Annotated in this window: 23 protein-coding genes; 13 read left to right on the forward strand and 10 right to left on the reverse strand. The window is 60.9% G+C overall.

The window, feature by feature from the left end:
• Positions 1–3: 3 nt before the first annotated feature.
• Entirely contained in the window at positions 4–1,014 is a 1,011-nt protein-coding gene (locus KKQ10_RS21180) for a TauD/TfdA family dioxygenase (RefSeq protein ID WP_252191700.1), read from the reverse strand.
• A 331-nt stretch (positions 1,015–1,345) separates the two neighbouring features.
• Between KKQ10_RS21180 and KKQ10_RS21185 the strand changes: the two genes are divergently transcribed.
• The gene (locus KKQ10_RS21185) at positions 1,346–2,755 is read left to right on the forward strand and encodes an amino acid permease (protein ID WP_215502200.1); all 1,410 of its coding nucleotides are present in this window, start codon (positions 1,346–1,348) and stop codon (positions 2,753–2,755) included.
• 181 nt (positions 2,756–2,936) lie between these two features.
• Here KKQ10_RS21185 and KKQ10_RS21190 read toward each other — a convergent pair whose 3' ends face one another.
• The 3 genes from KKQ10_RS21190 to hrpB form a co-directional block, all read right to left on the reverse strand.
• Complete coding sequence (locus tag KKQ10_RS21190) at positions 2,937–3,362, reverse strand: hypothetical protein (protein WP_215502201.1); 426 nt, start codon at positions 3,360–3,362, stop codon at positions 2,937–2,939.
• Positions 3,363–3,375: 13 nt separating this feature from the next.
• Complete coding sequence (locus KKQ10_RS21195) at positions 3,376–3,948, reverse strand: hypothetical protein (RefSeq protein WP_215502202.1); 573 nt, start codon at positions 3,946–3,948, stop codon at positions 3,376–3,378.
• A gap of 128 nt (positions 3,949–4,076) precedes the next feature.
• Positions 4,077–6,596: an ATP-dependent helicase HrpB gene (gene hrpB, locus KKQ10_RS21200; RefSeq protein ID WP_215502203.1), complete on the reverse strand. Its 2,520-nt coding sequence runs from the start codon at positions 6,594–6,596 to the stop codon at positions 4,077–4,079.
• Positions 6,597–6,960: 364 nt separating this feature from the next.
• Here hrpB and pmcY point away from each other — a divergent pair, with 364 nt between their 5' ends.
• Positions 6,961–7,380: a periplasmic Zn2+ metallochaperone PmcY gene (gene pmcY, locus KKQ10_RS21205; protein WP_025108718.1), complete on the forward strand. Its 420-nt coding sequence runs from the start codon at positions 6,961–6,963 to the stop codon at positions 7,378–7,380.
• Positions 7,381–7,389: 9 nt separating this feature from the next.
• Positions 7,390–8,298 carry a cation diffusion facilitator family transporter gene (locus KKQ10_RS21210; RefSeq protein WP_127652411.1) on the forward strand — a complete coding sequence of 303 codons (909 nt, stop codon included), beginning with the start codon at positions 7,390–7,392 and terminating at the stop codon, positions 8,296–8,298.
• Between the two features lie 41 nt (positions 8,299–8,339).
• Here the strand turns inward: KKQ10_RS21210 and KKQ10_RS21215 are convergent, their stop codons facing one another.
• On the reverse strand, positions 8,340–9,392 hold the full coding sequence (locus KKQ10_RS21215) for a DUF6515 family protein (protein ID WP_215502204.1): 1,053 nt from the start codon (positions 9,390–9,392) through the stop codon (positions 8,340–8,342).
• A gap of 456 nt (positions 9,393–9,848) precedes the next feature.
• Here KKQ10_RS21215 and KKQ10_RS21220 point away from each other — a divergent pair, with 456 nt between their 5' ends.
• Both KKQ10_RS21220 and KKQ10_RS21225 read left to right on the forward strand, forming a co-directional pair.
• A complete protein-coding gene (locus KKQ10_RS21220; RefSeq protein ID WP_007909658.1) occupies positions 9,849–10,328 on the forward strand; it encodes an Lrp/AsnC family transcriptional regulator in 480 nt (159 codons plus the stop codon).
• A gap of 128 nt (positions 10,329–10,456) precedes the next feature.
• Positions 10,457–10,666 carry a DUF2788 domain-containing protein gene (locus KKQ10_RS21225; RefSeq protein ID WP_127652409.1) on the forward strand — a complete coding sequence of 70 codons (210 nt, stop codon included), beginning with the start codon at positions 10,457–10,459 and terminating at the stop codon, positions 10,664–10,666.
• Here the strand turns inward: KKQ10_RS21225 and KKQ10_RS21230 are convergent.
• From KKQ10_RS21230 to KKQ10_RS21245, 4 genes are all read right to left on the reverse strand, one after another.
• Entirely contained in the window at positions 10,661–11,296 is a 636-nt protein-coding gene (locus tag KKQ10_RS21230) for a pseudouridine synthase (RefSeq protein ID WP_252191701.1), read from the reverse strand. The genes KKQ10_RS21225 and KKQ10_RS21230 overlap by 6 nt on opposite strands.
• Positions 11,297–11,368: 72 nt before the next feature.
• Positions 11,369–12,868 (reverse strand): AMP nucleosidase, encoded by a 1,500-nt coding sequence (gene amn, locus KKQ10_RS21235; RefSeq protein ID WP_164747922.1) that lies wholly within the window; start codon positions 12,866–12,868, stop codon positions 11,369–11,371.
• 172 nt (positions 12,869–13,040) lie between these two features.
• A complete protein-coding gene (locus KKQ10_RS21240; RefSeq protein ID WP_215502205.1) occupies positions 13,041–14,690 on the reverse strand; it encodes an acyl-CoA dehydrogenase family protein in 1,650 nt (549 codons plus the stop codon).
• Positions 14,691–14,787: 97 nt separating this feature from the next.
• Positions 14,788–17,142 carry a hybrid sensor histidine kinase/response regulator gene (locus tag KKQ10_RS21245; protein WP_215502206.1) on the reverse strand — a complete coding sequence of 785 codons (2,355 nt, stop codon included), beginning with the start codon at positions 17,140–17,142 and terminating at the stop codon, positions 14,788–14,790.
• A gap of 404 nt (positions 17,143–17,546) precedes the next feature.
• On the opposite strand from KKQ10_RS21245, the gene KKQ10_RS21250 reads away from it, so the two are divergent.
• From KKQ10_RS21250 to KKQ10_RS21265, 4 genes are all read left to right on the forward strand, one after another.
• Positions 17,547–18,344, forward strand: a complete 798-nt coding sequence (locus KKQ10_RS21250) for a hydroxymethylpyrimidine/phosphomethylpyrimidine kinase (RefSeq protein ID WP_007960553.1) — start codon at positions 17,547–17,549, stop codon at positions 18,342–18,344.
• A gap of 18 nt (positions 18,345–18,362) precedes the next feature.
• Positions 18,363–18,986: a thiamine phosphate synthase gene (gene thiE / locus KKQ10_RS21255; RefSeq protein ID WP_127651185.1), complete on the forward strand. Its 624-nt coding sequence runs from the start codon at positions 18,363–18,365 to the stop codon at positions 18,984–18,986.
• A 15-nt stretch (positions 18,987–19,001) separates the two neighbouring features.
• Positions 19,002–20,285 carry a glutamate-1-semialdehyde 2,1-aminomutase gene (hemL, locus tag KKQ10_RS21260; protein ID WP_215502207.1) on the forward strand — a complete coding sequence of 428 codons (1,284 nt, stop codon included), beginning with the start codon at positions 19,002–19,004 and terminating at the stop codon, positions 20,283–20,285.
• A gap of 224 nt (positions 20,286–20,509) precedes the next feature.
• Positions 20,510–21,064, forward strand: a complete 555-nt coding sequence (locus KKQ10_RS21265; protein WP_047296791.1) for a tetratricopeptide repeat protein — start codon at positions 20,510–20,512, stop codon at positions 21,062–21,064.
• A 106-nt stretch (positions 21,065–21,170) separates the two neighbouring features.
• On the opposite strand, the gene KKQ10_RS21270 is transcribed toward KKQ10_RS21265, so the two are convergent.
• The gene (locus KKQ10_RS21270) at positions 21,171–21,500 is read right to left on the reverse strand and encodes a DUF1820 family protein (RefSeq protein ID WP_003185742.1); all 330 of its coding nucleotides are present in this window, start codon (positions 21,498–21,500) and stop codon (positions 21,171–21,173) included.
• Between the two features lie 133 nt (positions 21,501–21,633).
• Between KKQ10_RS21270 and miaB the strand changes: the two genes are divergently transcribed.
• The 4 genes from miaB (at position 21,634) to KKQ10_RS21290 (ending at position 25,536) form a co-directional block, all read left to right on the forward strand.
• Positions 21,634–22,962, forward strand: coding sequence for a tRNA (N6-isopentenyl adenosine(37)-C2)-methylthiotransferase MiaB (gene miaB / locus KKQ10_RS21275; RefSeq protein WP_003228520.1), 1,329 nt, complete (start codon positions 21,634–21,636; stop codon positions 22,960–22,962).
• Between the two features lie 243 nt (positions 22,963–23,205).
• Positions 23,206–24,204, forward strand: a complete 999-nt coding sequence (locus KKQ10_RS21280; RefSeq protein WP_215502208.1) for a PhoH family protein — start codon at positions 23,206–23,208, stop codon at positions 24,202–24,204.
• On the forward strand, positions 24,197–24,691 hold the full coding sequence (gene ybeY / locus KKQ10_RS21285; protein ID WP_215502209.1) for an rRNA maturation RNase YbeY: 495 nt from the start codon (positions 24,197–24,199) through the stop codon (positions 24,689–24,691). Before KKQ10_RS21280 ends, ybeY begins: the two co-directional genes overlap by 8 nt.
• Positions 24,692–24,696: 5 nt before the next feature.
• Positions 24,697–25,536, forward strand: coding sequence for a CorC family transporter (locus tag KKQ10_RS21290; RefSeq protein WP_025108706.1), 840 nt, complete (start codon positions 24,697–24,699; stop codon positions 25,534–25,536).
• The last annotated feature ends 2 nt before the right edge of the window (positions 25,537–25,538 follow it).

A 25,538-nucleotide genomic window follows, 5' to 3' on the forward strand; every position in this document is an offset into this window, starting at 1 on the left:
TTTTCATCCCTGAGCTACGTGTGCCTGACCATCGGCCCAATTGGCGATGATCACGTTGATTGTCCTGTTGCCCGAAAACGCGCGCCGACCGTGCGCGTACTGGAAATTGTCGAGCAGTAAAATATCGCCCGCCCCCAGATCGACATCTTGCTCAACACTTCTGACGGTGTGGAACAGCTCGAGGGTGAGGTCTTCCGGCAAGGGTTCGCCGTCACCAAAACACATCGCTTCCAACAATTGCGGACTGTTGCGCTGCGCCTTGGCCAGTTCACTGGCGTCCTGTTCACGACCGTCGATACGCGCCCATTCGATCATCGCGGCTGCGCCCCAGAAGTGCGCTTGATTGCACCAGATGTCTGCCGCTTTGCGCGGGTGCCGACGCATCGGGGAGATACAGTCCTGCCAGAGGATCAGGTCGTCGCCGCTCCATTCGAAGTCCCAGCCACGCGCCCGGCACAGCACTTCTGCCTCGGCGGTGCTGGTGGTGGAGAATGTCTCCTGCCAGCTTTTCTTCACTCCGGGTTTGAGATGCACCCGCGCCTCGCCGGGCAAGGTTCGGCGCAATTTAAGGCCACGTTCGGTCAGTTGCTCCAAGGTGGAACGATCAACCAACTGCTCCAGTTTACGCATGTCCCCGACCACGGATTCACCGCCCCGACTCGCCGGCTCGACGCAGACAAAGGCGATGATCTGCGGTGGATTTTTTACATAGGCCATTTCCTGATGAAGGATCACCGACCAGTCGGGAGGGGTGCGGGTCGCCTCCATGACCTTGCCCTGGATCGTCGAGCGTGGAGAGCTGCCACCGACGTAATCGCGGGTCTGAAAACCCAGCGCGCCAACCGCCCGTTCGAACACCTCAGGATCCTTGCACGGATTGGCACCGCGAATGAGCACCGCGCCTTCGCTCAGCAGTTGTGCCCGAATGTCGTGCGCCGCCGCTGAAAAATAGCGTGCCGGATCGGCATCGGCGCCGACCACGAAATCAAATGTTCCTTCTGCATTGCAGCCCATCACAGTCATCACTCCTCACGTCCCTGGAATCGTTGGCATGTCCATGTGCGATGCATTAGATACCACCCCCCATTTACAAATTCAACAGATAGAAATATGTTTCTTCCAATAGATTTCTAGCGACAGCACGCGCAAAACCGCCGTCGACCGCGCTGAAAAACCGATCTAACTTTTTGATAAAAATAGAAATAATCTGAAGGATCAGAATCCGTATGACTGTGGAAAAGCCCCTCTCTCCCGCTACTTGCACCGGCGTGTCATGGCAACGGCCTGCCCTGCCCCTCGCAAGCACCCCGCGAACACTCATGCAACCTTGCGAGAGTTCTTTCTCATGAGCGGACCCCATGCGCACTCAGGCCAACTGAAACGCAGCCTGAAAAATCGACACATTCAATTGATCGCCCTGGGTGGGGCCGTGGGCACGGGGCTGTTCCTGGGTTCGGCGGGAGCACTCAAACTGGCCGGGCCTTCGATGATCCTCGGCTACGCAATCTGCGGTTTGATCGCCTTCATGATCATGCGGCAATTGGGTGAGATGATCGTGGAAGAACCCGTTGCCGGTTCTTTCAGTCACTTCGCCCACAAATACTGGGGCGGATTCGCCGGCTTCCTGTCGGGATGGAACTGCTGGATGCTGTACACCCTGGTCGGCATGTCCGAGCTGACGGCCGTCGGCAAGTACGTGCACTACTGGTGGCCCGAGATACCGATCTGGGTATCGGCCGCCGTGTTCTTTGTGCTGATCAATGCGCTCAACCTGATCAACGTCAAAGTGTTCGGCGAAGCGGAATTCTGGTTCGCCATCATCAAGGTCCTGGCGGTGATCGGGATGATCGCCATGGGCAGTTATCTGCTGGTCAGCGGCAATGGAGGGCCACAGGCGTCGGTGAGCAATCTGTGGCAACACGGCGGTTTTTTCCCCCATGGATGGGGCGGACTGGCAATGTCCATGGCCGTTATCATGCTGTCAGTCGGCGGCCTGGAAATGCTCGGTTTTACTGCAGCCGAAGCCGAACAGCCCCGCAGCGTGATCCCCAAGGCCATCAATCAGGTGATCTACCGCATCCTGATTTTCTACATCGGCGTACTCGTCGTCTTGTTGTCATTGATGCCGTGGGACAGCCTGCTGATTTCGCTCAATGCCACGGGCGATACCTACAGTGGCAGCCCGTTCGTACGCGTGTGGTCAATGCTCGACAGCACGACCGCCGCGCACATTCTCAATTTCGTCGTCCTCACCGCCGCCCTGTCGGTCTATAACAGCGGCACTTATTGCAACAGCCGCATATTGCTCGGACTGGCCGAGCAGGGTGACGCTCCCCAAAGCCTGGTCAAGATCGACAAACGCGGCGTCCCCGTACGCTCGATCCTGGCAACGGCGGCGGTGACCTTGATCGCCGTGGTGATGAACTACGTGATCCCGCAGCATGCGCTGGAATTGCTGTTGTCGCTGGTGGTTGCGACGCTGGTGATCAACTGGACGATGATCAGCCTGGCCCATGGAAAATTTCGCCAGCACATGAACGAGACCCGGCAGACGCCCCTGTTCAAGGCGCTGTGGTATCCCTACGGCAACTATGTCTGTCTGGCCTTCATGGTGTTCATTGTGGCGGTCATGCTGATGGATCCCGTGAACCGGATGGCGGTCTACGCAATTCCGGTCTGGATTGCGTTGGTGTGGATATGCCACAGCATCAAGCATCGACGCAGTGCTGCACAAAACCTGTACGGCGAGGCCTGATCAATGGCAGCCGTTGCCCGGGCGAGACCGGGCAGCAAGGCTCACTTGCGAGGTTTGATCCGTGCAGTGGCTTGCGCCACCAACGGATCATCCGGCCAGTAATTGTCAATATCACCTGACACCTTCGACGTTGACAGCGTTGTAGCCCCTGACTTAGCGAACAACTGACCGCGAAGACCGCTCACATTCCTGGGGGAATATAACCGGGGACATACCTGACATTGGTGCACTTGCCATGAAGAATTCGTCCATCTTCGATCAGGAACTGCGCAATCTTCTTTTGTTGGTTGATCTTCGCCTGCAATTTGCAATCGGAACTGTGCCCGACTTGTTGATAGTGTTCGGTGTACACCATGCCATTACCGGTATGGGTCATCGATGTCCCGGCCGCTTCGGTGGTGGTCCAGCTCGCGGACTTGTACCAGGTCAGCACGGCCAAGGGTTCGCCGTTCGGGCCGGTTTCCTTTTGCATCGAATCGGGTTTGCCGAACAAGTCCAGCGCTTCCTGCATATCACGCCCTTCCCAGCGGCTTTGCGCAATAGTGGAACAGCCAGTCAAGAGCAAGGCGGCCAACAGAGTGGTCATCAATAAGCGTATGTAAGTCATTGGCTGTCCCGCCTTATTTTTTCAGTTCGAGCAGACTGTCGATGTTGTCCATCATGTGGCTCTTTTCCTGAATCGGTGCGAGTTTGAAGAACATCTGCTGCAGCATCTCGATCATCTGCAGGTATTCCATCTTGCCCACGGCGGCCATGTCGTTTTTAGCTCGACTGCCCGGCGCACAGGCAAACTTCAGCGCTTGCTGTACCCAGAACTCTTTCGGGGTCTGCCATTGATTGGCAACTTTCAGATGGCGCAGGGTGTAAGCCAGACGCTCGACGGATTGACCATTGATAAAGCGCACTTTGCCCGTAGAGCACTGGGCTTCGAGGTTGTAGACGTCGATCATCGGTTTGCCGGGCTCTTCATAAACCAGGGTCACCGCGACCATGGTCGCGCCTTTGGTTTTTTCCGAGGGCACCACCGACGTGGCATCGGCGACGTACATGATGTTTTTTTGGGCCACGCCATTGCCGTAGATAATCCACCAGTCGCCTACAGGGTTGGGCTCTTCGGCATTTGCCGAATTGAAGGCGAACAGCAGCGCAGCCGACAAGAAGATCAACTTCTTGAACTTGAAGAAAGATGACATGAGCAGTTCCGTTCCTTGGGTACACGTTGCCAGGCAGCAACTTGTTATTGTTCGGGCCGCCACTTTAGGAGGCAGCCCGAACAGGGGCAATTAGGGCGGATGGGCTAATGGCGCGCTGCCATTGCTGCTCAAGTGCCCCGAGGTTTTGCCCGTGCTGTGGCTTCGGCGACCAAGGGATCGTCCGGCCAGTAATGCTTCGGATAGCGCCCCTTCAGATCCTTCTTCACCTCGGCATAGGTGCTGCGCCAGAAGTTGGCCAGGTCCTGTGTCACCTGCACCGGGCGCCGTGCTGGCGACAGCAGATGCAACTTGACCACCTGCCGCCCGCCGGCAATGCGCGGCGTATCCGCCAGCCCGAACAGCTCCTGCAAACGCACCGCGAGAATCGGCGGAACCTCGCTGTAATCCAGGCGAATCGACGACCCCGACGGCACGCTCAAATGATGCGGCGCCAGCTCATCTAGCTTTTGCGGCAACGGCCACGGCAGCAGATTGCGCACGATGCTCGACAGGTCCAGATTGGCGAAATGGCTGAGCCGCGAGACTTTGCCCAAGTAAGGCATTAACCAATGCTCGAGGGTGTTCAGCAACGTTGCATCGCTGACATCCGGCCATTGGCTGTCGTCCTGATTGTTCAATTCCAACTGGCGCAACAACGCCACCCGCGCCTGCCACTGACGCAGCTCCGGCGTCCACGGCAGCAACTCCAGACCTTTGCGCCGCACCAGATTGACCAACGCCTGACTGCGCGCATTTTCATCAAGACCGGTCAACGGTTCGCGGCTGAGGATCAGTTCGCCGACCTTGCGCTGACGCTCGGCGCGCAGCACACCTTCGCGTTCGTCCCAGTCCAGTTGATCGACGCCGCTCACCTGCTCGGCCAACACTGAATCGAACAGCGCCGGATCGAAATCCGCCGCCAGATAAATCCGTTCCTCGCGCTGGCCCTGACGGCTGCCGAGATCAGCGATCACAATCCACGGTTCCTTCATCAGGCTGTCGGCTTCGGCGAACAGCGCAGCGCGTCCATTGGCCAGACGATACTCAGCGCCACCGGCGCGACGCTGCTGGGCGACGCGGTCCGGGTAGGCCAGCGCCAGCAATGCACCGAGCCAGCGCGGGTGATCAGGGTCGCTGACCGGCTCGCTCGCCTTGCCACGCAAGTAACCGCGATACTGCCGCGCCAGTTGCCGGGCCCGTTGCACGCCACCTTGAGCACCGCGCGCCGCGCGCTCCTCTCCGGAGAGCAACACCAATCGGCTGTGCAGATCCGCGCCGGCACCACGCAAAATGTCGCGCTCGCCGAGCAGTGCCGCGACGTCGCACGCCATGTTCGCCAGCCCCAGCGCCTGACCGCGCAGCAACAGATGGGCGATGCGCGGATGCGCCGGCAGCTCGGCCATGGCCTGACCGTGCGCAGTCAGCGCTTCACCTTCGAGTGCGCCGAGGCGCTGCAACAGATCCTGCGCCTGGGCATAAGCTGCCGCCGGTGGCACATCCAGCCAGACCAGTTCGCCCGGGGTCACGCCCCAACGTCCGAGCTGCAGCGCGAGGCTCGCCAGATCCGCCGAAAGAATTTCCGCACTGCCGTAAGCGGCGAGTTGCTCGTGCTGATCCTGCGACCACAAGCGATAACACACACCCGGCTCCAGACGCCCCGCCCGGCCGGCGCGCTGCGTAGCACTGGCCTTGGAAATACGCTGGGTATCGAGTCGGGTCATGCCGCTGCCGGGGTCGAAACGCGGCACCCGCGCCAGCCCGGCATCAATCACCACGCGCACGCCGTCGATGGTCAAACTGGTCTCGGCGATGTTGGTCGCCAGCACCACTTTGCGATGACCGGCCGGGGCCGGGTCGATGGCGGCGCGCTGGGCGTTGAGGTCCAGTTCGCCGTGCAATGGGCACAGCAAAACATCGCTGCGCTCGCCAATGGCATCGGCCAATTGTTGATGCACGCGACGGATTTCCGCCTGCCCCGGAAGGAACACCAGCAGGCTGCCGGTTTCATCGTGCAGGGCTTCAAGTACGGTCTGGGTCACGCGTTGATCGATGTATTCGCCGGGCTGGAACGGCCGCCCCCAGCGCATCGTCACCGGGTACATGCGGCCTTCGCTGCGCAGGATCGGCGCATCATCGAGCAACCCGGACAGGCGTTCGCCTTCAAGCGTGGCGGACATCAGCAAAATCTTCAGCGGCTGTTCAGCCCGGAACAACTCGCGACCGTTCAAACTCAGGGCCAAGGCCAGATCGGCATCGAGGCTGCGTTCGTGGAATTCGTCGAAGATCAGCAGGCCCACGCCCTCCAGCGCCGGATCGTCCTGCAGGCGTCGGGTGAGAATGCCTTCGGTGACCACTTCGATGCGCGTGTTGGGGCCGACCTTGCTGTCGAGGCGGATGCGATAACCGACGGTTTCGCCAACCTTCTCGCCCAGTTCGCTGGCCAGTCGCTCAGCCGCCGCGCGCGCGGCGAGACGGCGCGGTTCGAGCATGAGGATGGTCTGCCCGGCCAGCCACGCTTCATCGAGCAAGGCCAGGGGCACGCGGGTGGTTTTACCGGCGCCGGGCGGTGCTTCGAGCACGGCTTCGTGGCGTGTCGCCAAGGCTTCACGCAGCGCGGGTAAAACTTCATCGATCGGCAAAGAAATCATGCTGGCTCCCCAGGGCGTGCCCACAGTAAATTGCGAGTCGCGTTAAAGCTGTGAGCGTGGCAGGCAAGGCGCGGGACGCAGATAAGGGCCGTTTCCTTGCCAAGTTCCGCAACGCAGCATGGCGCGCTCACAGCTTTAGCCCGGAGGGCCGAACCCCGACAGGATTCATCAGCCTTCACGCGGTGTCGATCTGGAGAAAACAACTTCAATCCTCAACGTATTTCGGTGGGGTGAGACGAGGCCGCAATTTACTGTGGGCATGCCCTGCCGAGGGCGAGTATAACGGCGAACTGCTTGGCATTCGTCAGGGTCTTAACTTCACACAACGACGCTTCGTTATTTGATGATTCAGGAGACATTTCCCATGCGCTTACCTTCTCGCCTGATCGGCGGTGTACTGGTCGCTACCCTGCTCACTCAACTCACTGCGTGCGGTTCGATTTTCTACCCGGACCGGCGCGGGCAGATCGATGGCAAGATTGACCCGGCGATTGCCGTGCTCGACGCCGTGGGTCTGCTTTTCTACGTGATTCCCGGCCTGATCGCGTTCGCGGTCGACTTCACCACTGGCGCGATCTATTTCGAACCGGGCCACACAGCGCAGGTCGATCCGGCCAAACTCAAACAAGCTATTGGCCCGGACGGTCAGGTCGATAACCTCAAGTTGCAGGCTATTCTCGAGACTGAGCTGGGCCGCAATCTGCCACTGGACGACCCACGCCTGATCCAGCACAAGGGCAGCACTCAACAACTGGCGATGTTTGGCCTGCAACCAGCAGCATAAGGAAATGACATGACCACCAGCCCCGAACATGCCCGCCTGCTGCGGCTGGCAACCCGCGCCTCGGTGGCGGTGGCCTGCACGCTGATCGTCGCCAAAGCCATCGCCTGGTGGCTGAGCGGTTCGGTGAGCATGCTCGCCGGCCTCACCGACTCGGCGCTGGACGGCGTCACCTCGCTGCTCAATCTGCTGGCGGTGCATTACGCGCTGCGCCCGGCCGATGATGATCACCGTTACGGCCACGGCAAGGCTGAATCGCTGGCGGGCATGGCGCAGGCGCTGTTCATCGGTGGCAGTGCGGTGTTGATTGCCTTTCAGGCGTATGAGCGCATCAAGCAACCGGAGCCGCTGGGCGCGCCGTGGCTGAGCATCGGCGTGATCGTATTCTCCCTGCTGCTGACCGCCGCGCTGCTGACGCTGCAACATCGGGTGATCAAGCAGACCGGCTCCAACGCCGTGCGCGCAGACTCCCTGCACTACCGTTCGGACATGCTGCTCAACGGCAGTATTTTACTGGCGCTGATCCTCGCCGGCATGGGCTTTCACCAACTGGACGCGTGGTTCGGCCTGGGGATTGCCGGGTACATTTTGTGGAGTGCGATCCAGATCGCCCGGGAAAGTTTTTCGGTGCTGATGGATGAAGAGCTGCCAACGGACGTCAGTCAGCACATGCTCGAACTGGCCTGCGGTGTACCCGGCGTGCTGGGCGCGCATGATCTGCGCACGCGGATCTCGGGCAATCACTGGTTCGTGCAGTTGCATCTGGAGTTGCCGGGTGAACTGACCCTGTCAGTCGCTCACGGCATCAGCGATCAGGCAGCGGATGCGATTCACGCCGCCTACCCGCGAGCCGAGGTGCTGGTGCACGCTGACCCGATAAAAGCAGCTTCAAGCCACGAGCCGCAAGCTTCAAGCTTGTAGCTTGTAGCTTGTAGCTGGAAACTTGCAGCTCGTAGCTGCTCTTACTGGACCTGATAACCGCGACTGCTCAGGCAATTGCCCTGAGCCTGACGGTAGGCCTGCACCACCTCGGGCGCTGGTTGATACGTCGCGGTACGCGGATCGAAACCGCTTTGCTGCACCGCGTATTGGTAGCACTGGTAACCGTCCTGCTGGACCTGTTCCGGTGACTGACCGTTGGCCGGGTAGGCCTCGACGTCGTAACCCTGGGATTGCGGTTGCGGCGGTTGCTGCACCGGCGGCTCGACCACCACGTAATCCTGGGTGGCTTCCTGATACGCATAGTAGGAACCGGCAGCGAGGAACAGCAGCGCACCGCCGATCCACACTTCACGGGCATAGTCCGGCAGATACTGAATACGGATGCCCCTTGGCGGCTGCACGACGATGTAGCGCGGCCCTTGCGGGCGATACCAGTAGCCGCCGGAGAAGAAATAATCCTGACCTCGATACGGCACGCGGTATTCGCGATCCGGGAACCGGTCGATCACATGCCCCGGGCGGTATTGCGGGCCTGGGCCCCAACCGTTGCCATGTCCGTCCGGGCGACCCGGCCAGCGATTGTCATTGGGCCGGTTACCGGTTTGCCATTGCTGGTTGTGGTAACCATTCTGCGGACGCTCGTCGCGGTAGTAACCCTGACGCGGCTCCTGGGTCTGACGCACGGTGTCGGGCCGTGGCTGGATCGGCAGGTTGTTCGTCGGTGGCGCCTGATGAACCGGAGCTGGCGGGTTGGGCGCGCGGTTCTGGTTCTGCCACTGACCGTTGTTTTGCCATTGACCGTTATTATTGCGTTGCTGGCCGTTGTGTTCGAACTGGCGGCTGTTGTCGCCACGAATGATCTCGTTGTTCTGCGGCCGCGGCTGATTTTGCGGCGGCGGATTGTTCTGCCCGTGGGGCTGACGCTCGCCGCCACGCCCCTGATTACCCTGATGTTCACCACCGTGCCCGTTATTGTCGGGGCCACGATTCTGTGGCTCGTCGGCAAGCGCTTGCGCACTGACGCTCACACACAGCAAACCAACACCGGCCAGACGCCAGATGCGCGACTTCATGCTTTTCCTCACTGCGGGTAGTAAGAGGGCTTGTAACTAAGACCGGGAATACACACACCGGGTTCTGCGACAGGTTATCAGTCACGAAACTTATTTATTGAGGATAGCCGTGCGCCAAGGCACAAAAATCGCAAGCAAGAAAAAAGGGAGACCCGTCGGCCTCCCTTCTAGAGAACTTCGTCCTGGCTCGACGCTTTTGACGTCGGCTCACCTCACGCCGTCTTCTGGACAGTGTGCAGCTCGGGGGCCGGCACATCCCCGGTGGGGGTGGCGGCCGCGGCGGGCCTGATTGGGCGGGCCGCAGTGGACTGTGTTACCGAGCAGTGATTCTGGTGATAAGAATAGGCCGGGAGCCGCGACAGAGGATTGCGAAGATTGCTCAAATAAACACTACTTGCGCAATTTTTAACCATGGATAGATAATCCGCCGCAATAGTTACAAACAAGGACAGATTCATGAGCAAACTCGACCGTTACGACCTGAGTATTTTGGCTGAATTGCAGCGCGACGCCCGCATCTCCAACCAGGAACTGGCCGAGCGCATCGGTCTGTCGCCCTCGCCCTGCTCGCGCCGGGTCAAGCAACTGGAGGACGACGGCTACATCTCACGCCAGGTCGCGCTGCTCGATCGCAAGATGCTCGGCCTGAGCCTGACCGCCTACGTGCTGATCGGCATGGACCGGCACACGCCGGAACGTTTCGAAAACTTCGAAGCGGCGATCCGTACCTTGCCACAGGTACTGGAATGCAGCCTGGTGACCGGCGTCGATGCCGACTATCAGTTGAAAGTGGTGGTGCCGGACATGGACCATTATCAGAAGCTGCTGCTGGGGCATTTGACCCGGATTGAAGGGGTGACCAGCGTGCGTTCGAGTTTTGTGCTGAACCAGGTGCTCAACAGCACTGAATTGCCGCTGACTCATCTGCGCAGTTGAAACCGCCTTCGCGAGCAGGCACAGGCGACCAATGACTGCGGCACACCGACGCAGATCAATGCCTCGCCTCGCGCCCTTGACGTATACTCGCCGCGCCCTTTTTGCCCCCTGCGCGCCGGAGATGCCCGATGGATCCTGCAGTATTCGAAGAGTGGATGATGACTGGCCTGGTCAGCATCCTGATCATTTTCATGGGTTTCATCGTCTGGGATCTGGCGAAGAAATCCAAGGCCGGGCGCTTCGGCTCGTTCATTCTGTTCTTCGTACTGGGCCTGGGCGTGGCCGCGTTCATCATCAAGAGTGTGGTGATCGGCCTGATCGAATCCGGCGTTCTATAAGCGCGCCGGCACTTCTTTCCATTGCCCCTGATTGAGCCCATCGATCGTCCAGTCGCCAATCCTCACCCGCACCAGCCGCAACGTCGGCAGCCCGACCGCGGCGGTCATCCGCCGTACCTGACGATTGCGCCCTTCGCGGATCACCAGTTCCAACCATGAAGTCGGTATCGTCGCGCGAAAGCGTACCGGTGGATTGCGCGGCCACAACTCGGGTTCATCCAGTTGCCGCGCTTCGGCAGGCAGGGTCATGCCGTCGTTCAACTCAACGCCGTCACGCAAACGCTGCAATTGCTCGGTCGTGGGCACGCCTTCGACCTGCACCCAATAGGTCTTTGCCAGTTTGTGTTTCGGATCGGCAATCCGTGCCTGCAACTGGCCGTCGTTGGTCAGCAGCAATAGACCTTCACTGTCGCGGTCCAAGCGTCCGGCCGGGTAAATCCCGGGAATGTCGATGAAATCCTTGAGCGTCGCCCGCCCGCCTTCGTCGCTGAATTGCGTCAGCACATCGAACGGTTTGTTGAACAGGATCAGCTTCGGCTCGGCCGGCGGCGCCTTGGCGACACGGCGCGCAGAGGAAGACGGAGGCTTCACGCCAGGGCGACGGGAAGGTGGACGCGGGGGACGGGACATGGCGAAAAGAACATCTAACGGTCAGGGCTGCTAATGCTAGTGCCCCGACCGCCAAATGACCACGACTAACCGTTAACGGAACGGCGGCTCGTCGAAGCTGCGCAGTTTGCGCGAGTGCAGCGAGTTGAGTTCGGTGCGCAGCAGATCCACCGCTTCGATGCCGATCTTCAAGTGCTGGCTGACCGCACGCTCGTAGAACGCGTTGGCCGAGCCCGGCAGCTTGATTTCACTGTGCAGCGGTTTGTCCGAGACGCACAGCAACGTGCCATACGGCACCCGCAAGCGATAACCCTGGGCGGCGATGGTGCCGCTTTCCATGTCCACGGCCACGGCGCGGGACAGGTTGATCAACGGACGCTCCTGGGCCCAGCGCAGTTCCCAGTTGCGATCGTCGTAGGTCAGCACGGTGCCGGTGCGCAGGCGTTTTTTCAGCTCTTCGCCTTTTTCCCCGGTGATATTGGCCGCCGCTTGTTGCAGCGCCAGCTGCACCTCGGCCAGCGCCGGGATCGGAATGTTCGGCGGCACCACGCGGTCGAGAATCCCGTCGCGACGCATGTAGGCGTGAGCCAGCACGTAATCACCAATGGTCTGCGACTGACGCAGGCCGCCGCAGTGGCCGATCATCAGCCAGCAATGCGGACGCAGCACCGCCAGGTGGTCGGTGATGTTCTTGGCGTTGGACGGGCCGACACCAATGTTGACCAGGGTCACACCATGCCCGTCGCTGGCGATCAGGTGATAGGCCGGCATCTGGTAGCGGTGCCAGACCACGCCAGCGGCAATCGCCGAGGCTTCGCCGTGATCCATGCTCTTCTCGATGATCACGTTGCCCGGCAGGACCATGCGCACGAAACGCGGGTCTTTGCGCAGTTGTTCCAGGCCATGGACGATGAACTGATCGACGTAGCGGTGATAGTTGGTCAGCAGGATCCACGGCTGCACATGGCGCCAGTCGCTGCCGGTGTAATGCACCAGACGGCGCAGGGAGAAGTCGACCCGCGCAGCGTCGAACAGTGCCAGTGGCAGCGGATCGGTGTTTTCCCAGTCGTAGAGACCGTCGGCGATGCCATCGGTGGCGGCGGACAGGTCGGTACTCGGGAACACCCGCGCCAGCACCGCAGCGGTGACGCCGGAGCCGGCCAGTTCATCGCCCTGCTCGACCACGTACGGGTACGGAATGTTCTGCTGGCTGACGCCGACTTCCACGGTCACGGTGAAGTCGTGCATCAACGGCACCAGCTGTTCCAGCAGGTATTTGCGGAACGCCTTGGGGTGGGTGACGGTGACGCTGTAGGTGCCCGGCAGTTGCACCTTGGCGTAGGCGCGGGTGGTCTGCGGGACTTCGCCCTGGCACAGGTAGGTCAGACGCAGTTCGGGATAACGAAACAGAGCACGCTGTTCGGCGTCAGGCTCGACGCGATCCTTGAGGTAACGCTTGAGCGCCGAGTTCAGCGCAGTGGTGGCCCGCTCATGCAGCTCGGCCAGACGGTCCACGGCTTGTTCGGCGGTTTGAACGACAATAAACGCTTCGGTCACGATCAGCTTCCTGTGTTCTGACTTGCAGAGCTTCATCTTGCCTGCATCGTGGTCTCACGGGAACAGTGGCATGTTGGCAACCGCACAATATATGGGTCACCTACGATCCCTGTGGGAGCTGCCGAAGGTTACGATCTTTTGATCTTATAAACAGCAAGATCAAAAGATCGCAGCCTTCGGCAGCTCCTACAGGTGATTTTGTATGAGGTCAGAACCCTTGCGGAGTCGAGCGCGCAACGATGGCTTCGACGTCCAGCCCACGCGGCAACGCGCCATAGACGCGACCGCCGCCGCTCAGCCGACTGGCAATGAAAGCATCACTGACCGCCGAATTCCCCGCCTCCAGCAACAACTTGGCCTGCAGCCCCAGCGCAATATCTTCAGTCAACTGCCGCGCGCGGTACTGGATATCGCTGGTGTCCTTGAACTGCGCCTGCAACTGCTGGATGTGCGCCGCCAGACGCTTGTCGCCATGGCCGTCGCCCAACTCGCTGAACAGCACATCGAGCACACCCGGCTCTTTGGACAGCGCGCGCAACACGTCCAGGCACTGCACGTTGCCCGAGCCTTCCCACGTCGAGTTGACCGGCGCTTCGCGGTACAGCCGCGGCAGAATGCTCTCTTCGACATACCCTGCGCCGCCCATGCATTCGGCGGCTTCGTTGATCATGGCCGGTGCGCGCTTGCAGATCCAGTACTTGCCCACCGCTGTCACCAACCGGGCGAATTGCGCCTCGTGGCGATCATCCAGATGATCCAGCGCTTGGCCCATGCGCAGGCTCAAGGCCAGCGCGGCTTCGCTTTCCAGAGCGAGGTCGGCCAGTACGTTCTGCATCAACGGTTGCTCGCTGAGCAGTTTGCCGCCGACCTTGCGGTGCGCGCAGTGGTGGCTGGCCTGGGTCAGCGCCTGACGCATCAGCGAGCTGGACCCGACCATGCAGTCGAAACGGGTCATCGCCACCATCTCGATGATGGTCGGCACCCCGCGCCCTTCTTCGCCGACCATCCACGCCAGGGCACCTCGAAACTCCACTTCACTGGAAGCGTTGGACTGGTTGCCAAGTTTGTTTTTCAAACGCTGAATGTAGAACTGGTTGCGCGTGTCGTCGGGACGATGGCGTGGCAGCAGGAAGCAGGTCAGGCCCTTGTCGGTCTGCGCCAGCGTGAGGAACGCATCGCACATCGGTGCCGAGCAGAACCACTTGTGCCCGACCAGTTCATACGCCTGGCCCGGGCCACTGGCGCCGACCGGATAAGCCTTGGTGGTGTTGGCCCGCACGTCGGTGCCGCCCTGTTTTTCGGTCATCGCCATGCCGATGGTCACACCGGCCTTGTGCGCCATACCAACGTTGCGCGGATCATATTCGGTGGCGAGGATTTTCGGCAGCCACAGCTCGGCCAGATCCGGTTGCAAACGCAACGCCGGCACGCTGGCGAAGGTCATGGTCAACGGGCAACCGCTGCCCGCCTCGGCCTGGCTGTGCAGATAGCTCATCGAGGCGCGGGCGACGTGCGCGCCGTCCTGCGGATGGGTCCAGGGTGACGAGGTCAGGCCGTGTTCGATCGCGGTGCGCATCAGCTCGTGATAGGCCGGATGAAACTCCACCAGATCGATGCGATGGCCGTAGCGATCATGGCTGACGAACAGCGGTTTGTTCTGATTGGCGAGGAACCCCGCTTCCATCAACGGACCGCCGGCCAGCGCGCCGTAGGCATCGATCCGCGACTCGGCCCAACCGGCGCCGAAACGGCGCGACCACTCCTGCAGCGGCAGATCGATGCGGTACAGGTTGGCACCATCCAGCGACGGCGGCTGATTGGTGACTTCGTGGGTTTCGGCGAACTGATGCAGGTTCATGACGGGGCTCCTTTGGTCAGCCAAGGGATTCAGTTAAGCACCGGCCCGTGGCTGATCAAAGTGTCATATACGCCGAACTGTCGGCGCTTTCACCCTATTATGCGCTGAGTACCCGACGCTCCAGCGCCGTTTGCAGGTCTTCGAATTTCACCGGTTTGCTCAGGTAATCGATGCGAGTGCCGGGCGCGCACTGCTCGCGATCTGCGCCCAGAGCCAGCATGAACACCGGCACATTGGCACAGCCCGGCAAAGCGTGGATCTGGCAGCACAGCGAAGCGCCTTCATGGCTGGGCAACTGGCAATCGATCAGCACCGCATCGAAGGTTTCCCGTTGCAGACAATCGAGCGCCGCCGCGCCATTGTCCGCCGTACGCACGCGGAAACCGAGCTTGAGCAGCATGCCGCGCATCACCAGTTGATTGACGCTGTTATCGTCCACCAGCAACACCGTGCAATCCTGTGGCGCACGGACGCGGTCATGCGGCGGGACCGGGCTCGGCGCGGCTTCGACCACCGGTAGTTCGAACTCGACGTCCAGCTGAAAACGACTGCCACGCCCGGGCTCGGAACGATGGGTGAGCTTGCCGCCGAGCAGCTCGACCAGTTGCCGACAGATCGCCAGCCCCACGCCGAGGCCGCCGTATTCGCGGGTCATCGAACCGTCGAGCTGGAAGAAGCGCTGATACATCGTCGCCTCGCCCAGATCGGTGAAACCGATGCCGGTGTCGATCACTGCAAACGACAGCGCCAAGCGGTTGTCCGCCGACGGTTTGCCGGTCACCCGCAGCGCCAGACCGCCGACACGGGTGAACTTGATCGCGTTGTCCAGCAGGCACTCCAGGCATTGCGCCAGTTTGGCGCTGTCGCCGTGCAAACGGTCCGGCAGGGTCGGCAGCACCTCGACCTTGAAGTCCAGCGACTTGCTCGCCGCATTGCCGTCGAACTGCACGCGCAAGGCCTCGACCACCGCGCGCAGGCTGAAGCTGCCCGGTGTCGCCTTGAGCTTGCCAGCCTGCAGTTCGGTGAGGGTGAGGATGCCGTTGACCATGCGCATCATGTCCCGGGCGGAACCGGCGGCGGTTTGCTGGTACTGCTCCAGCTCAGGTTCCAGCTCGACGGTCTGCATCAACTCCAGCGAACCGATCACCCCGTTCATCGGCGTGCGCAATTCGTGTGTCAGGGTCGCGAGGAATTCATCCTTGAGCTTGTTGCTGTGGGCCAGTTGCTGGTTGAGCACTTCGAGCTTCTGCCCGGCATCAAACAGGGTTTGTGCCTGCTGCTCGCGCATCGCATTGATGCGGTCGGCCAGCGCCAGCGACAGCAGCGCCACTTCAATCGCCGAACCGATCTGGCTGGCGTACATGGTCAGGAACACGTTCGGCAGCAAGCCAAGCACCATCAGCGTATTGACGATGCCGCCGAGCAAAAACGCCGACCAGGCAATGATGAAATAACGCGCCACCCGCAGGCCGCGCCACCAGGCGAGGACCCCGGCGGCGAAGATCACCACGGTGAAAGTCAGCGCCAGCAGGGTCGCCAGGCGCAGCGACAATGCATAACTGGTCATCAGCGACAGGCCGACCACCAGGGCGCCGAACGCGATCAGCGCAATCAGCAGCCGGTCGAGCCAGCGGCTATGGTTTTTGGTCTGCAGAAAACTGCGGGCGAACTGGCTGCCGAACAACCCCGCACAGCCGATGAAAAACGGTGTGGCGGCGTTGGCCCACCACGGATTGTCCGGCCAGAAATACTCGACCGCCGCGCCGTTCACCGACAGTTGATAAAGGCCGAACGCGGCAATGTAGAAGATGTAATAAAGGTAGCTGGTGTCGCGCACGCTCAGGTAAATGAACAGGTTGTAGACCAGCATCCCCAGCAGCACGCCGTAAATGATCCCCAGCACATACAGGCGAACCGGCTGGTCTTCGAGGTACGCGGTGCTCGACCACAACGTCACCGGCGCCTGGATCGAGCCTTCGCTGGCCAGCCGCAGGTACAGGGTCTGTTGCTGGTCGGGGGCGAAGCTCAGGTCGAACAGGTAGTTGTTCTGGCGGATCTCGCGACTGGCGAACGGCAAGGCGTCGCCAGTTTGCCGGATCAGGCGATAGTCGCCATTGGCATCGGCCATGTACAAATCAAGGTGATCGAGCGGCGGGTACGCCAGCTCCAGCAGCCAGGTGCGCTGTGCGGCCGGATTGTTCGGACGGTAATGCAGGTCGATCTTCAGCCAGAACGCCGAACGCGAGTAACCGGCATTGAGCGTGGCTTTATCGTGGGGTTTGAAATTGCCTGCCGCCGCTTGAGCGCGGACGTCGGCGATGCTCGCCTGACCCGTCGGGTCTTCGAACACCTGCAAGGCGCGGCCCAGGGGAAGGCTCTGGGTATTTTCGTCGAACTCGACGGCGCTTGCGAGGAGGGGCAAGCAGAACAGCAACATCAGCAAATAGCGCATTGAAGCCCCAGCGTGGCTCGTCCGGTTGTGTCAGGAAGCCCCCCATTCCCTTTGAGTAGACGTAAAACCGGTATTACCTGTTATTGGTTTGGATCCAGACTAGCATAGCCGTTGATGGCCATTAAGCACCATTAAAATTTTCACGACAAAGGCTCTAGAACGGGCGTTTCAGAGCAAAGCAGCGGGCTAGAGCTGTTGGCTTGGTCAAGCTTTTCGAATAACGCGCAGCGGCGAGTACTTGTGGCGAGGGCGCTTGCCCCGGTTGGGTTGCGAAGCAGCCCCATTTGATCTTGGTCACCAGCGTTTGCGACTGCTGTGCAGTCGAACGGGGGCAAGCCCCCTCGCCACAATGTATTAACCGTCACGACACCCCAAAAACAGGTTTGGTGGTAAGCTCGCGCACCATGAATATCTACAGCTCCCGCCCCGTTGTCCTCTGTCTCTCCGGCCACGACCCCAGTGGTGGCGCCGGCTTGCAGGCAGATATCGAAGCCCTGCTCGCGCAGGGTTGCCATGCGGCTCCGGCCGTCACCGCCCTGACCGTGCAAGACACCGTCAACGTCACTGACTTCCGCGTCCTCGACCGTGAGTGGGTACTGGCCCAGGCCAATGCCGTGCTCAACGACTCCGAAGTCGCCGCCGTCAAACTGGGCATGCTCGGTTCGCTGGAAATGGTCGACACCGTGGTCGAACTGCTTTCGGCGCACCCGCACCTGCCGGTGGTCTGCGACCCGGTGCTGCGTGCCGGTGGCGGTGGGCGCCTGGGCAAGGACGAAGTCGGTTATGCGATGCGCGAGCGTCTGCTGCCGCTGTCGATCATTGCCACCCCCAACCTGCCGGAAGCGCGGATCCTCGCTGAACTGCCCGAAGGCACTGCGGACGAGTGCGCTGAAAAACTGTTGCCGTTCGTCAAAAACCTGCTGATCACCGGCGGCCATGGCGACGAAACTGAAATCCACAATCGCCTGTACAGCCGTGATGGCCTGCGTGAAACCTTCTATTGCCAGCGTTTGCCAGGCAGTTATCACGGTTCCGGTTGCACCCTGGCCAGCGCCCTCGCCGGTCGTCTGGCCCAAGGTGAAAATCTCGCCAGCGCTGTACGCACGGCACTGGATTACACCTGGCGCACCCTGCGCGATGCCGAACAACTGGGCAAAGGCCAGTTCGTGCCGCGTCGCCTGCCGCTGGATTTTTGCTCGTAACGTCGTGAGGTCTGCCTGATGAAACTACGTGGCCTGTATGCCATCACCGACAGCACACTGCTGGCGGGCAAGTTTCTGTCGTACGTGGAGGCGGCGCTGGAAGGCGGCGTCACCCTGCTGCAATACCGCGACAAAAGCAGCGACGAGGCCCGCCGCCTGCGCGAGGCCGAAGCCCTGCGTGACCTGTGCGAGCGCTACAAGACGCAGTTGATCATCAACGATGACGCCGAGCTGGCCGCGCGCCTGAACGTCGGCGTGCACCTGGGCCAGACCGACGGCCCACTGTCGCCGACCCGCGCTCTGCTCGGCTCCAAGGCCATCATCGGTTCGACCTGCCACGCGCAACTCGAACTGGCCGAACAAGCCGCCAAAGAAGGCGCGAGCTATGTCGCCTTCGGCCGCTTTTTCAACTCCAACACCAAACCCGGCGCACCGAGTTGCAGCCTCGATCTGCTCGACGAGGCCAAACGCACACTGCACCTGCCGATCTGCGCGATTGGCGGCATCACCCTCGACAACGCCGCCCCGCTGGTGGCCCATGGTGTCGACCTGCTGGCGGTTGTCCACGGCTTGTTTGGTGCCCAAAGCACCGCCGAAGTGACCCGCCGCGCCCGCGCCTTCAACGAACTTCTGAAAATCTGATTTGAGAGCCCGACCATGTCTCGTTCCGAAACCCTGTTTGCCAATGCCCAGAAACACATTCCCGGAGGCGTGAACTCGCCGGTTCGCGCGTTCAAGAGCGTGGGCGGCACGCCGCTGTTCTTCAAGCATGCCGAAGGCGCCTACGTCACTGACGAAGACGACAAGCGCTATGTGGATTACGTGGGTTCGTGGGGGCCGATGATCCTCGGCCACAGTCACCCGGACGTGCTCGACGCCGTGCGCAATCAACTGCAACACGGTCTGTCCTACGGCGCGCCGACCGCGATGGAAACCGAAATGGCCGATCTGGTCTGCTCGCTGGTGCCATCGATGGACATGGTGCGCATGGTCAGCTCCGGCACCGAAGCGACCATGAGCGCGATCCGTCTGGCCCGTGGCTACACCGGTCGTGACAGCATCATCAAGTTCGAAGGCTGCTACCACGGTCACTCCGACAGCCTGCTGGTCAAGGCCGGCTCCGGCGCACTGACCCAGGGCGTACCGAGCTCTGCCGGTGTGCCAGCCGCATTCGCCAAACACACCCTGACCCTGCCGTTCAACGACATCGACGCCGTTGAGAAGATGCTCGCCGAAGTCGGCCAGGATGTGGCCTGCATCATCGTCGAGCCGGTGGCCGGCAACATGAACTGCGTACCGCCAGCGCCGGGTTTCCTCGAAGGCCTGCGCTCGCTGTGCGACAAGCATGGCGTGGTGCTGATTTTCGACGAAGTGATGACTGGTTTCCGCGTCGCCCTTGGCGGTGCTCAGGCTTACTACGGCGTCAATCCTGACCTGACCACGTTCGGCAAGATCATCGGCGGCGGCATGCCGGTCGGCTGCTTCGGCGGCAAGCGTGAAATCATGGAACGCATCGCGCCGCTGGGCCCGGTGTATCAGGCTGGCACCCTGTCGGGTAATCCGCTGGCGATGGCCGCGGGTTTGACCACCCTGCGCCTGATCAGCCGCCCGGGTTTCCACGCCGAGCTGACCGACTACACCACGCGCCTGCTCGACGGCCTGCAACAACGCGCCGATGCGGCGGGCATTCCGTTCGTCACCACCCAGGCTGGCGGCATGTTCGGTCTGTACTTCAGCGGCGCCGACGACATCGTCACTTTTGAAGACGTAATGGCCAGCGACGCGGCGCTGTTCGGTCGCTTCTTCCACCTGATGCTGGAAGGCGGTGTGTACCTGGCACCGAGCGCGTTCGAAGCCGGTTTCACTTCGATCGCCCACGGCGAAGCCGAGCTGAAAATCACTCTGGACGCTGCCGAGCGCGCCTTCGCTGCACTGAAGTAATGGCCGTGACGCTGACGTTGGCCATTGCCAGCGTCAGCTTTCACCTACACCCACGCCGTTTTTCCACGCCTCTGCTAAAAATCCGCCACAAAGTGGGCGATATATTCCCCGCGCAGCAGAAAAACGAGTAAAGACTTTGTAAGGTTGGCCCTGCTTATTTCATAATGCGCGCTTATTGGATCCCTCGATGGGTCCGCGTGCCCTTCAGAGGTAAGTCGATTCCCATGAACCGCACCGGCCGCACCCTTGCCTTGGGCTGCCTGTTGCTCCTTCAGCCCCTGCTCGCGCATGCACAAGCAGGCGGCAACTCGTTGTTGATCCCGGCGATGGGTCGTTGCACCCTCAACACTCAGCCGCAAGACGTCACGCAGGCACTGGCCGCCTGCCAGAAAGCGGCGGACGAAGGGGATGCGCAAGCGCAATACGAGTTGGGTGAGTTCTACTACGACGGCAAGAATGCGCCGCGCGACCTCAATCAAGCCCTGAGCTATTTCGAAAAGGCCTCGTTGCAAGGCCACGCTCAGGCGCAGTTCAAGCTTGGCACCATGTTCTTCCACGGCGAAGGCGTGCAGGCCAACAACATTCAGGCGTACATCGTGCTGAAGATGGCTGCGGTCAACGGCGCTGAAGACGCCCTGGACACCGCCGACGAAGTCTCCGAAAAAATGTCCCGCGAAGACCTCGAAACCGCTACCCAGGTGCTCGGGCAAATTTTCCGTAAATACCTGATGGAACTGCAGAACGCCGATGGGCGTACGCCGTTCTCGCCTCTTCCCTGATTTCTGCGCCGACCTTTCTGACCCCATCGCGAGCAGGCTCACTCCTACAGGTGATCTTCTTGTAGGAGTGAGCCTGCTCGCGAATGGTGCGACTCGGTTTGGCGGCTTACTTCTCAGGCATCGGCATCGGAAACGGCATCACATTGCCGACCGCACCACGGGCTTCGCTGATTTTCGGGGTACCCAGACGTTCCACCTCGTCGATGCGCACGATCGAATGCATCGGCACAAAGCTGCGCACCACGCCTTCGAACTGCGCCTTGAGCTTCTCTTCGCTCGGATCGACGACCACTTGCGTGCGCTCGCCAAAGACGAACTCTTCCACTTCCAGGAAGCCCCACAGATCACTTTGATAGATCTGCTTGGCGTACATTTCGAACACCTGGCCCTGGTTGAGGAAAATCACCTTATAGATTGGAGCTTCGCGTTTGGTCATGGCGGGGGGATAACATCGGGGATAAAAATGAGGGCGCAAACTATAGCATAGCCACCGGACGCGCAGCGGTAGGAACCTGAGGGCTTGTTCCCTATAATGCGCGGTTCTTTGAATCACGTGACGACCCTACTCCATGGCCAAGAAGCTTTACATCGAAACCCACGGTTGCCAGATGAACGAGTACGACAGCTCGCGCATGGTCGATCTGCTGGGCGAACATCAGGCCCTGGAAGTCACGGCTCGCGCGGAAGACGCCGACGTGATTCTGCTCAACACCTGCTCGATCCGCGAACGCGCCCAGGACCGGGTGTACTCGCAGCTCGGCCGCTGGCGCGAACTGAAGCTGGCCAACCCGGACATGGTCATCGCCGTCGGCGGTTGCGTGGCCAGCCAGGAAGGTGCGGCGATCCGTGATCGCGCGCCGTACGTCGACGTGGTCTTCGGCCCGCAGACCCTGCACCGCCTGCCGGAAATGATCGACGCCGCGCGCAGCAGCAAGCTGCCGCAAGTTGACGTCTCGTTCCCGGAAATCGAAAAGTTCGACCACTTGCCCGAGCCGCGCATCGATGGCCCGAGCGCCTACGTGTCGGTGATGGAAGGCTGCAGCAAGTACTGCACGTTCTGCGTGGTGCCTTACACCCGTGGCGAGGAAGTCAGCCGGCCGTTTGATGACGTGATCGCCGAGATCATCCACCTCGCCGAAAACGGCGTGCGTGAAGTGACCCTGCTGGGGCAGAACGTCAACGGCTATCGCGGCCTGACCCATGACGGTCGCCTGGCCGATCTGGCGGAGCTGATTCGCGTGGTGGCCGCCGTTGATGGCATCGACCGCATCCGCTACACCACCTCGCACCCGCTGGAGTTCTCCGACAGCCTGATCCAGGCCCACGCCGAAGTGCCGGAGCTGGTGAAACACCTGCACTTGCCGGTGCAATCGGGTTCGGACCGGATTCTGGCGGCGATGAAGCGCAACCACACGGCGCTGGAGTACAAATCCAAGCTGCGCAAACTGCGCGCCGCCGTGCCGGGCATCTGCATCAGCTCGGACTTCATCGTCGGCTTCCCCGGCGAGACCGAGAAAGACTTCGAACAGACCATGAAGCTGATTGCCGATGTCGGCTTCGACTTCTCCTACTCGTTCGTCTACAGCCAGCGCCCGGGCACGCCGGCGGCCGATCTGGCCGATGACACGCCGGAAGAGCTGAAGAAAGAACGCCTGAACGCTTTGCAGCACCGTTTGAATCAGCAAGGGTTCGAGATCAGCCGACAAATGGTCGGCTCGATCCAGCGCATTCTGGTCACCGACTACTCGAAAAAAGACCCGGGCGAGCTGCAAGGGCGCACCGAGAATAATCGTATCGTCAACTTCCGCTGCGATAATCCGACCCTGATCGGCCAGTTCGCCGACGTGCACATCGACGCGGCGCAACCGCACTCGCTGCGCGGCTCGCTGGTCCAGTAACAAAAGGCGATGTAGAGCCTTTGTGGCGAGGGGGCTTGCCCCCCCCGTTCGGCTGCGCAGCAGTCGCAAGATAGCGGGAGCGCTGCGCACTCCAACGGGGGCAAGCCCCCTCGCCACAGTCCCCACCTCTAACCAGAGAGAAAGAGCTCCAAACCGGCAGGGATATTTAAGAGCTTTCGCACCCACGCCACTGGCGTTATCCTTGATTTCATCTTAATTGCCCCAGGGCGGCTAAATACGACCTTGAACGCACCCATAGAACCACATCGTTTTATCCTCGAGCCCTTTGAGGCTCGCCGCTTCGCCAATCTGTGCGGGCAATTCGACGAGCACCTGCGCTTGATCGAACAGCGCCTGGCCATCGAGATCCGCAACCGCGGAAACCAGTTCGAACTGATCGGCGAACCCAAGCACACCACGTCTGCGGAAAACCTGCTGCGCCGCCTGTACCGGGAAACCAAGGGTACCGAGCTGTCGCCGGATCTCGTGCACCTGTTCCTGCAGGAATCGGCCGTCGTCGAGCTGGACAATCACGCCCCCGCCGAAGCTTCCGTCGCCCTGCGCACCAAGAAAGGCATGATTCGCCCACGCGGCTTGAATCAATTGCGCTACGTGAAGGAAATCCTCGGTAACGACATCAACTTCGGCATCGGTCCGGCCGGTACCGGCAAGACTTATCTGGCCGTGGCCTGCGCGGTCGATGCCTTGGAGCGCGAGCAGATCCGCCGCATCCTGCTGGTGCGTCCAGCGGTTGAAGCCGGTGAAAAACTCGGCTTCCTGCCCGGCGACCTCGCCCAGAAGATCGACCCGTACCTGCGTCCGCTCTACGACGCACTCTACGAAATGCTCGGCTTCGAGTACGTGGCCAAGCTGATCGAGCGCCAGGTGATCGAAGTCGCACCGCTGGCCTACATGCGCGGTCGTACGCTGAACAACAGCTTCATCATTCTTGACGAAAGCCAGAACACTACCGTCGAGCAGATGAAGATGTTTCTGACCCGGATCGGCTTCGGTTCCACTGCGGTCATCACCGGTGACATCACCCAGGTCGACCTGCCGCGCGGCACCAAGTCCGGTCTGCATCATGTGATCGAAGTGCTCAAGGACGTTCCCGGCATCAGCTTCACGCACTTCCAGCCCAAAGACGTCGTGCGCCACCCATTGGTGCAGCGGATCGTCGAAGCCTACGAGCGCTTCGAGAGCCGCGCCGATGCCCCCAAGGAAACCTCGCGCGATGCTTGAGCTGGATCTGCAAATCGCTACCGAAGCGAACGCCCCGAGCGAAGCCGAGTTCCGCCAATGGTGCGAACTGGCCCTGCGCCAGCGCACCGCCGACTCGGAAATGACCATTCGTCTGGTCGATGAGGAAGAAGGTCGTGAGCTCAATCACACCTGGCGCCACAAGGATTACGCCACCAACGTCCTGTCGTTCCCGGCCGAAGTACCCGACGAGTTTCTCGACATCCCGCTGCTCGGCGATCTGGTGATCTGCGTGGCCGTGGTCGAGCGCGAAGCCGCCGAACAGGGCAAGGAACTTAAAGCACACTGGGCACATCTGGTCATTCACGGCTGCTTGCATCTACTCGGTTACGACCATATAGATGACGACGAAGCCGAAGAAATGGAAGCACTGGAACGCGAGTTGCTTGCCGAATTGGGCTATCCCGATCCGTACGCGGACGACGAAACCGAAACATCCCCTATCGTTACGACAAAGGATTCAGAGTAATCGCTATGAGCGAAGATCGATCGAGCAACGGGCAGAAGTCATGGCTGGGTAAACTGACCCAGGCTTTTGCCCACGAGCCGAAGAACCGTCAGGAGCTGCTTGAGCTGCTACGTGATGCACATCAGAACAAACTGCTGGACAGCGAAGCGCTGGCCATCGTCGAAGGCGCCATTCAGGTGGCTGACCTGCAAGTACGCGACATCATGGTCCCGCGCTCGCAGATGATCAGCATCAAGGCGACCCAGACCCCTCGTGAATTCCTGCCTGCCGTGCTCGACTCGGCCCACTCGCGCTACCCGGTCATTGGCGAAAGCCACGACGACGTGATGGGCGTGCTGCTGGCCAAGGACCTGTTGCCGCTGATCCTCAAGGAGAACGGCGACACCTTCAACATCAAGGACCTGCTGCGCCCGGCCACCTTCGTGCCGGAGTCCAAGCGTCTGAACGTGTTGCTGCGTGAGTTCCGCGCCAACCATAACCACATGGCCATCGTCATCGACGAATACGGCGGCGTCGCCGGTCTGGTGACGATCGAAGACGTGCTGGAACAGATTGTCGGCGACATCGAAGACGAACACGACGTCGAAGAAGACAGCTACATCAAGCCGCTGCCCAGCGGTGACTTCCTGATCAAGGCGCTGACGCCGATCGAGAACTTCAACGAGTTTTTCGACAGCGAATTCTCCGACGACGAGTTCGACACGGTCGGCGGCCTGGTGATGAGCGCGTTCGGGCACTTGCCAAAACGCAACGAAATCACTGAAATCGGCGCCTATCGTTTCCGCATCCTGAACGCCGACAGTCGTCGGATTCATTTGCTGCGACTGACGCCAATTGCTCGTTAATT

This window comes from Pseudomonas sp. MG-9 (genome assembly GCF_018729515.1).
Classification (GTDB): Bacteria; Pseudomonadota; Gammaproteobacteria; order Pseudomonadales; family Pseudomonadaceae; genus Aquipseudomonas; species Aquipseudomonas serboccidentalis.

Bases quoted from the DNA above. Each gene is read 5' to 3' on its own strand.
- KKQ10_RS21180 (WP_252191700.1), bottom strand. From the start codon at position 1,014: ATGGGCTGCAATGCAGAAGGAACATTTGATTTCGTGGTCGGCGCCGAT.
- KKQ10_RS21185 (WP_215502200.1), top strand. From the start codon at position 1,346: ATGAGCGGACCCCATGCGCACTCAGGCCAACTGAAACGCAGCCTGAAA.
- KKQ10_RS21190 (WP_215502201.1), bottom strand. From the start codon at position 3,362: ATGACTTACATACGCTTATTGATGACCACTCTGTTGGCCGCCTTGCTC.
- KKQ10_RS21195 (WP_215502202.1), bottom strand. From the start codon at position 3,948: ATGTCATCTTTCTTCAAGTTCAAGAAGTTGATCTTCTTGTCGGCTGCG.
- hrpB (WP_215502203.1), bottom strand. From the start codon at position 6,596: ATGATTTCTTTGCCGATCGATGAAGTTTTACCCGCGCTGCGTGAAGCC.
- pmcY (WP_025108718.1), top strand. From the start codon at position 6,961: ATGCGCTTACCTTCTCGCCTGATCGGCGGTGTACTGGTCGCTACCCTG.
- KKQ10_RS21210 (WP_127652411.1), top strand. From the start codon at position 7,390: ATGACCACCAGCCCCGAACATGCCCGCCTGCTGCGGCTGGCAACCCGC.
- KKQ10_RS21215 (WP_215502204.1), bottom strand. From the start codon at position 9,392: ATGAAGTCGCGCATCTGGCGTCTGGCCGGTGTTGGTTTGCTGTGTGTG.
- KKQ10_RS21220 (WP_007909658.1), top strand. From the start codon at position 9,849: ATGAGCAAACTCGACCGTTACGACCTGAGTATTTTGGCTGAATTGCAG.
- KKQ10_RS21225 (WP_127652409.1), top strand. From the start codon at position 10,457: ATGGATCCTGCAGTATTCGAAGAGTGGATGATGACTGGCCTGGTCAGC.
- KKQ10_RS21230 (WP_252191701.1), bottom strand. From the start codon at position 11,296: ATGTCCCGTCCCCCGCGTCCACCTTCCCGTCGCCCTGGCGTGAAGCCT.
- amn (WP_164747922.1), bottom strand. From the start codon at position 12,868: ATGAAGCTCTGCAAGTCAGAACACAGGAAGCTGATCGTGACCGAAGCG.
- KKQ10_RS21240 (WP_215502205.1), bottom strand. From the start codon at position 14,690: ATGAACCTGCATCAGTTCGCCGAAACCCACGAAGTCACCAATCAGCCG.
- KKQ10_RS21245 (WP_215502206.1), bottom strand. From the start codon at position 17,142: ATGCGCTATTTGCTGATGTTGCTGTTCTGCTTGCCCCTCCTCGCAAGC.
- KKQ10_RS21250 (WP_007960553.1), top strand. From the start codon at position 17,547: ATGAATATCTACAGCTCCCGCCCCGTTGTCCTCTGTCTCTCCGGCCAC.
- thiE (WP_127651185.1), top strand. From the start codon at position 18,363: ATGAAACTACGTGGCCTGTATGCCATCACCGACAGCACACTGCTGGCG.
- hemL (WP_215502207.1), top strand. From the start codon at position 19,002: ATGTCTCGTTCCGAAACCCTGTTTGCCAATGCCCAGAAACACATTCCC.
- KKQ10_RS21265 (WP_047296791.1), top strand. From the start codon at position 20,510: ATGAACCGCACCGGCCGCACCCTTGCCTTGGGCTGCCTGTTGCTCCTT.
- KKQ10_RS21270 (WP_003185742.1), bottom strand. From the start codon at position 21,500: ATGACCAAACGCGAAGCTCCAATCTATAAGGTGATTTTCCTCAACCAG.
- miaB (WP_003228520.1), top strand. From the start codon at position 21,634: ATGGCCAAGAAGCTTTACATCGAAACCCACGGTTGCCAGATGAACGAG.
- ybeY (WP_215502209.1), top strand. From the start codon at position 24,197: ATGCTTGAGCTGGATCTGCAAATCGCTACCGAAGCGAACGCCCCGAGC.
- KKQ10_RS21290 (WP_025108706.1), top strand. From the start codon at position 24,697: ATGAGCGAAGATCGATCGAGCAACGGGCAGAAGTCATGGCTGGGTAAA.